At 69.2% G+C, this 4,555-nt stretch carries 8 protein-coding genes; 3 read left to right on the top strand and 5 right to left on the bottom strand.

Features of this window, described 5'->3' with window-relative positions; all coding sequences use genetic code 11:
* On the top strand, positions 1-149 hold a 149-nt coding region (locus tag ABY44_RS08520), incomplete at its 5' end, for a phosphoribosyltransferase family protein (protein ID WP_431641111.1).
* Between the two features lie 105 nt (positions 150-254).
* Positions 255-725: a tRNA (uridine(34)/cytosine(34)/5-carboxymethylaminomethyluridine(34)-2'-O)-methyltransferase TrmL gene (trmL, locus tag ABY44_RS08515; protein WP_060171903.1), complete on the top strand. Its 471-nt coding sequence runs from the start codon at positions 255-257 to the stop codon at positions 723-725.
* 34 nt (positions 726-759) lie between these two features.
* On the opposite strand, the gene ABY44_RS08510 is transcribed toward trmL, so the two are convergent.
* The 5 genes from ABY44_RS08510 to ABY44_RS08490 all read right to left on the bottom strand — a co-directional run bounded on the left by ABY44_RS08510 (position 760) and on the right by ABY44_RS08490 (position 3,676).
* On the bottom strand, positions 760-1,284 hold the full coding sequence (locus ABY44_RS08510; protein WP_060084166.1) for an O-acetyl-ADP-ribose deacetylase: 525 nt from the start codon (positions 1,282-1,284) through the stop codon (positions 760-762).
* 95 nt (positions 1,285-1,379) lie between these two features.
* Positions 1,380-2,378, bottom strand: coding sequence for an NAD(P)H-dependent glycerol-3-phosphate dehydrogenase (locus ABY44_RS08505; protein ID WP_027789057.1), 999 nt, complete (start codon positions 2,376-2,378; stop codon positions 1,380-1,382).
* A gap of 28 nt (positions 2,379-2,406) precedes the next feature.
* Complete coding sequence (gene secB, locus ABY44_RS08500) at positions 2,407-2,889, bottom strand: protein-export chaperone SecB (RefSeq protein WP_011353285.1); 483 nt, start codon at positions 2,887-2,889, stop codon at positions 2,407-2,409.
* A 107-nt stretch (positions 2,890-2,996) separates the two neighbouring features.
* Positions 2,997-3,257: a glutaredoxin 3 gene (gene grxC, locus ABY44_RS08495; protein ID WP_021164237.1), complete on the bottom strand. Its 261-nt coding sequence runs from the start codon at positions 3,255-3,257 to the stop codon at positions 2,997-2,999.
* A complete protein-coding gene (locus ABY44_RS08490) occupies positions 3,254-3,676 on the bottom strand; it encodes a rhodanese-like domain-containing protein (protein WP_021164238.1) in 423 nt (140 codons plus the stop codon). Before ABY44_RS08490 ends, grxC begins: the two co-directional genes overlap by 4 nt.
* Positions 3,677-3,812: 136 nt before the next feature.
* On the opposite strand from ABY44_RS08490, the gene gpmA reads away from it, so the two are divergent.
* A partial coding sequence (gene gpmA / locus ABY44_RS08485; protein WP_027789056.1) for a 2,3-diphosphoglycerate-dependent phosphoglycerate mutase occupies positions 3,813-4,555 on the top strand: 743 nt, incomplete at its 3' end.

The following is a 4,555-nucleotide window of genomic DNA, read 5'->3' as shown; positions in this document are numbered from 1 at the left end:
TGGCGGGCGGCGTCGCCGGCCGCCACGTTGCGCTCGTCGACGACGTTATGACGTCCGGCGCGACGCTCGCGGCCGCCGCGCACGCACTGAAGGCGGCGGGCGCCGCACGCGTGACGAATCTGGTTGCGCTGCGCACCGCCAGGGATTAATTAGATAGAGAGGCCGACCGACCGGACACGGCGGCGGCCGTCACGAACCGGCCGGCCGGGAACACGCGCGTAGCGCCGCCCCGGCCGGCCCAGCCAAACCGAAACATGTTCAACGTCGTCCTCGTCGCCCCCGAAATCCCGCCGAACACCGGCAACGTGATCCGCCTGTGCGCCAACACGGGCGCGCGCCTGCACCTGATCGAGCCGCTCGGCTTCCCGCTCGACGACGCGCGGATGCGCCGCGCGGGCCTCGACTATCACGAGTATGCGCAGATGCGCGTGCACCGCGACTGGGACACGTTCATCGCGGCGGAAACGCCCGATCCGGCGCGAATGTTCGCGTTCACGACACGCGGCTCGGGCCGCTTCCACGATCATGCATTCCTGCCCGGCGACTGGTTCGTGTTCGGCTCGGAGACGCGCGGCCTGCCCGCCGAGCTGCTCGAGCGCTTCCCGAACGAACAGCGCGTGCGCCTGCCGATGCGGCCGGACAACCGCAGCCTGAACCTGTCGAACACGGTCGCGGTGGTCGTGTTCGAGGCGTGGCGCCAGGCCGGGTTCGAAGGCGGCGCATGACGCCGGGACGGCGCCTCCCGCCCCGCGGAAGGCGTCACGTCCGCGCGAGTCGCGCACGGTACAGGTCGTAGATGTCAGGGGAAAAGCACGCGAACACCACGCGTGCGAGGTTCGGCGCCTGCGGCAGCATTTCGGCGACGGTGCCCACGGCGATGTCGACGGCTTCTTCGGCCGGATAGCGATAGATTCCGCAGCTGATCGCCGGGAACGCGATCGACGTCGCCGCGACCTCCTCGGCCAGCTCGATCGCGCGGCGGTAGCACGACGCGAGCAGGTCGGCCTCGCCGCGCCCGCCGCCATGCCACACGGGCCCGACTGCATGGATCACGTAGCGCGCCGGCAGCCCGTGGCCGCGCGTGAGCCTGGCGTCGCCCGTGTCGCAGCCGCCGAGCGTGCGGCACTCGGCGAGCAGGCCGGGGCCGGCCGCGCGGTGGATCGCGCCGTCGACGCCGCCTCCGCCGAGCAGCGAGCCGTTCGCGGCGTTGACGATCGCGTCGACATCGAGCGTCGTGATGTCGACGATCTGCGCATCGAGCGTGGTGGAATGGATCTGCAGCATGACAACCTCCCGGAGCGCCGGAGACTGTTCAAGCGTAGCGCGCTTTGACGCCGCGCGCCCGCGGCGAACACGGCGCCAGGCGGCGCCGGGCCGCGTTACTCGGCGCGCGCGTCGCGCCGCAGCAGGCCGCTGACGGCGTCGCGCGGCGCGATGCCGTCGAACAGCACGCCGCACACGGCTTCGGTGATCGGCATTTCGATCGACTGCGCGCGCGCGATGGCCAGCACGGCCTGCGCACAGCGCACGCCTTCGGCCACGTGGCCGAGCGCGCCGAGGATATCGTTCAGCGTGCGGCCGGCCGCCAGTTGCAGGCCGACCGTGCGGTTGCGCGACAGGTCGCCCGTTGCGGTGAGGATCAGGTCGCCGAGGCCGGTCAGGCCCGTGAAGGTTTCCGCACGGCCGCCGAGCGCGACGCCCAGCCGCGACATTTCGGCGAGGCCGCGCGTGATCAGCGCGGCACGCGCGTTCAGCCCGAGGCCGAGGCCGTCGGCAATACCGGTCGCGATCGCGAGCACGTTCTTCACCGCGCCGCCGACCTCGACGCCGACCACGTCGTCACCCGTATAGATCCGCATCGCGCCGTGATGGAACGCGGCGAGCGTGCGCTCGCGGCATTCGGCGGACGTGCTCGCCACCGTCAGCGCGACGGGCAGCGACTGCCCGACCTCGCGTGCGAAGCTCGGCCCCGACAGCACGCCGTTGCTGTGCTGTTCGGGCAGCTCGGCCGCGATCACCTGGTGCGGCAGCAGATGCGTGTCGGCCTCGAAGCCCTTGCAGACCCAGACGATGTGCGCGGGCACGCAGCCCGCGGCGCGCATCGCGTGACACAGCGTGCGCAGCCCGGCCACCGGCGCGGCGATCACGCACAGAGCGTCGTCCGCGGCGCCGTGCGCGAGCGCGGCGCCGAGATCGGCGTCGTAGCGCAACGCGTCAGGCAGCGCGATGCCGTCCAGATAGCGGGAATTTTCGTGCCGGGCCTGCAGCCCGGCGATGAGCGCGGCATCGCGCGCCCACAGAAGCGTATCGTGCCGCGCGGCCAGATGGCCCGCGAGCGCGGTGCCCCAGGCACCGGCGCCGAGAACGGCTACTTTCATACCCAGCACCGGTCCTCCGAGTAAAACGTCAGTTCAGCGTCGTGCCGTTCGGCGCGCCTGCTGCGGCGCCGGCCTGCTGCTGAAGCTGCGCGAGACGCTGTTCGTACAGCGCCTGGAAGTTGATTTCCGCCAGGTGGATCGGCGGGAAGCCCGCGCGCGTGATCGCGTCGGCGATGTTCGAACGCAGGTACGGGAACAGGATCGTCGGGCACGCGATGCCGACGAGCGGGTCGAGCTGTTCGTCCGGAATGTTGCGGATGTCGAAAATGCCGGCCTGCTTCGCTTCGATCAGGAACGCGACCTTGTCCTTCACCTTCGCGGTAACGGTGCCCGACACGACGACTTCGAACACGCTTTCCGCGAGGCGGTCGGCCTTCACGTCGACTTCGACTTCAACCGACGGCATGTCCTGCTCGAGGAAGATCGCCGGCGAATTCGGCTGCTCGAGCGACATATCCTTCAGGTAGACGCGCTGGATGTTGAAGAACGGTTGGTTTTCGACGTCGGACATGGTGTTTCCCTAAAAGTGGTGACGGGGCGGCCCGGCTTCGCGCCGGCCGCCACGGATGAATCCTGCGCGCCCAAGCCGCGGCGCGGCCGGCGGCCATTCTGCCCTAATCAGGCCGCTTGCAGAAGCGGAACGAGCCCGCCTTCGCGGTCGAGCTTCGACAGATCGTCGTAGCCGCCGACGTGCGTGTCGCCGATATAGATCTGCGGCACCGTGCGGCGCCCCGTGCGCGACATCATTTCGTCGCGGCGGGCCGGATCGCGGTCGATCAGCACCTTCTCGATCTGCTCGACGCCGCGCAGCTTCAGCAGGCGCTCGGCCTGGATGCAATACGGACACACCTGCGTGCTGTACATCAAAACCTTGTTCACTTCGCCACTCCTTGTTTGACGACCGGCATCCCGGCCTGCTGCCAGGCAGCCACGCCGCCCTCGAGCACGTGCACCTCGGCGTAGCCCGCCGCCTCGACCTCGCGCGCCGCCTTCTGCGACTGCTGGCCGTTCTGGCAGACGAGCAGCACCGGCGTGCTCTTGTTCTTCGCGACCTGCGCGATCTTCGCGCCGATCTCGCCCGCCGCGACCTGACGGGCCGACGGCAGGTGGCCGGCCGCGAAATCGGACGCGGCGCGCACGTCGATCACGACCGCGTTGCGGCGGTTGATGAGTTGCGTCGCCTCCGCGGCCGACAGGCCGCCGCGACCGCGGCGCAGCGCGGGCCAGGCCAGCAGGCCGCCGGATACCACCAGGATCGCGATAAGGGCCAGGTTGGTGTAATCGGTAAAGAACGTCACGGAATTCCGCCGGAAAAAGAGAAATCGGATGAGGACAATCCCGCCATTATAAAATAACCGTCTTGCGCGATGGCGGGCCCCGGTCGGGTCCCGTACGACGCGCCCCGCTTCCCTATCACTACCGACCGCAAGATCCATGTACAAACTCGTTCTCATCCGCCACGGCGAATCGACGTGGAACAAGGAAAACCGCTTCACCGGCTGGGTCGACGTCGACCTGACCGAACAGGGTCGCAACGAGGCCTACCAGGCCGGCGAATTGCTCAAGGAGGCCGGCTACACGTTCGACATCGCGTACACGTCGGTACTCAAGCGCGCGATCCGCACGCTGTGGCACGTGCAGGACAAGATGGACCTGATGTACCTGCCGGTCGTCCACTCGTGGCGCCTGAACGAGCGCCACTACGGCGCGCTGTCGGGCCTGAACAAGGCGGAAACGGCCGCGAAGTTCGGCGACGACCAGGTGCTCGTGTGGCGCCGCAGCTACGACACGCCGCCGCCCGCGCTCGAGCCGACCGACGAACGCGCGCCGTTCAACGACCCGCGCTACGCGAAGGTGCCGCGTGAGCAGCTGCCGCTCACCGAGTGCCTGAAGGACACGGTCGCGCGCGTGCTGCCGCTGTGGAACGAGTCGATCGCCCCGGCGGTCCGCGCCGGCAAGCAAGTGCTGATCGCCGCGCACGGCAACTCGCTGCGCGCGCTGATCAAGTACCTCGACGGCATCTCGGACAGCGACATCGTCGGCCTGAACATCCCGAACGGCGTGCCGCTCGTGTATGAACTCGACGAGAACCTGAAGCCGATCAAGCACTATTACCTCGGCGACCAGGACGCGATCGCGCAGGCGCAGGCCGCCGTCGCGAAGCAGGGCAAGGCGGG

It is taken from the genome of Burkholderia sp. ZZQ-2 (assembly GCF_050768715.1).
Classification (GTDB): domain Bacteria; phylum Pseudomonadota; class Gammaproteobacteria; order Burkholderiales; family Burkholderiaceae; genus Burkholderia; species Burkholderia cepacia.
This window is presented reverse-complemented; position numbering and strand designations above follow the sequence as displayed.

Excerpts from the sequence above, each read along its gene's own strand:
- secB (WP_011353285.1), bottom strand. The coding sequence starts at position 2,889 with ATGTCCGACGTCGAAAACCAACCGTTCTTCAACATCCAGCGCGTCTAC.
- ABY44_RS08505 (WP_027789057.1), bottom strand. The coding sequence starts at position 2,378 with ATGAAAGTAGCCGTTCTCGGCGCCGGTGCCTGGGGCACCGCGCTCGCG.
- trmL (WP_060171903.1), top strand. The coding sequence starts at position 255 with ATGTTCAACGTCGTCCTCGTCGCCCCCGAAATCCCGCCGAACACCGGC.
- ABY44_RS08510 (WP_060084166.1), bottom strand. The coding sequence starts at position 1,284 with ATGCTGCAGATCCATTCCACCACGCTCGATGCGCAGATCGTCGACATC.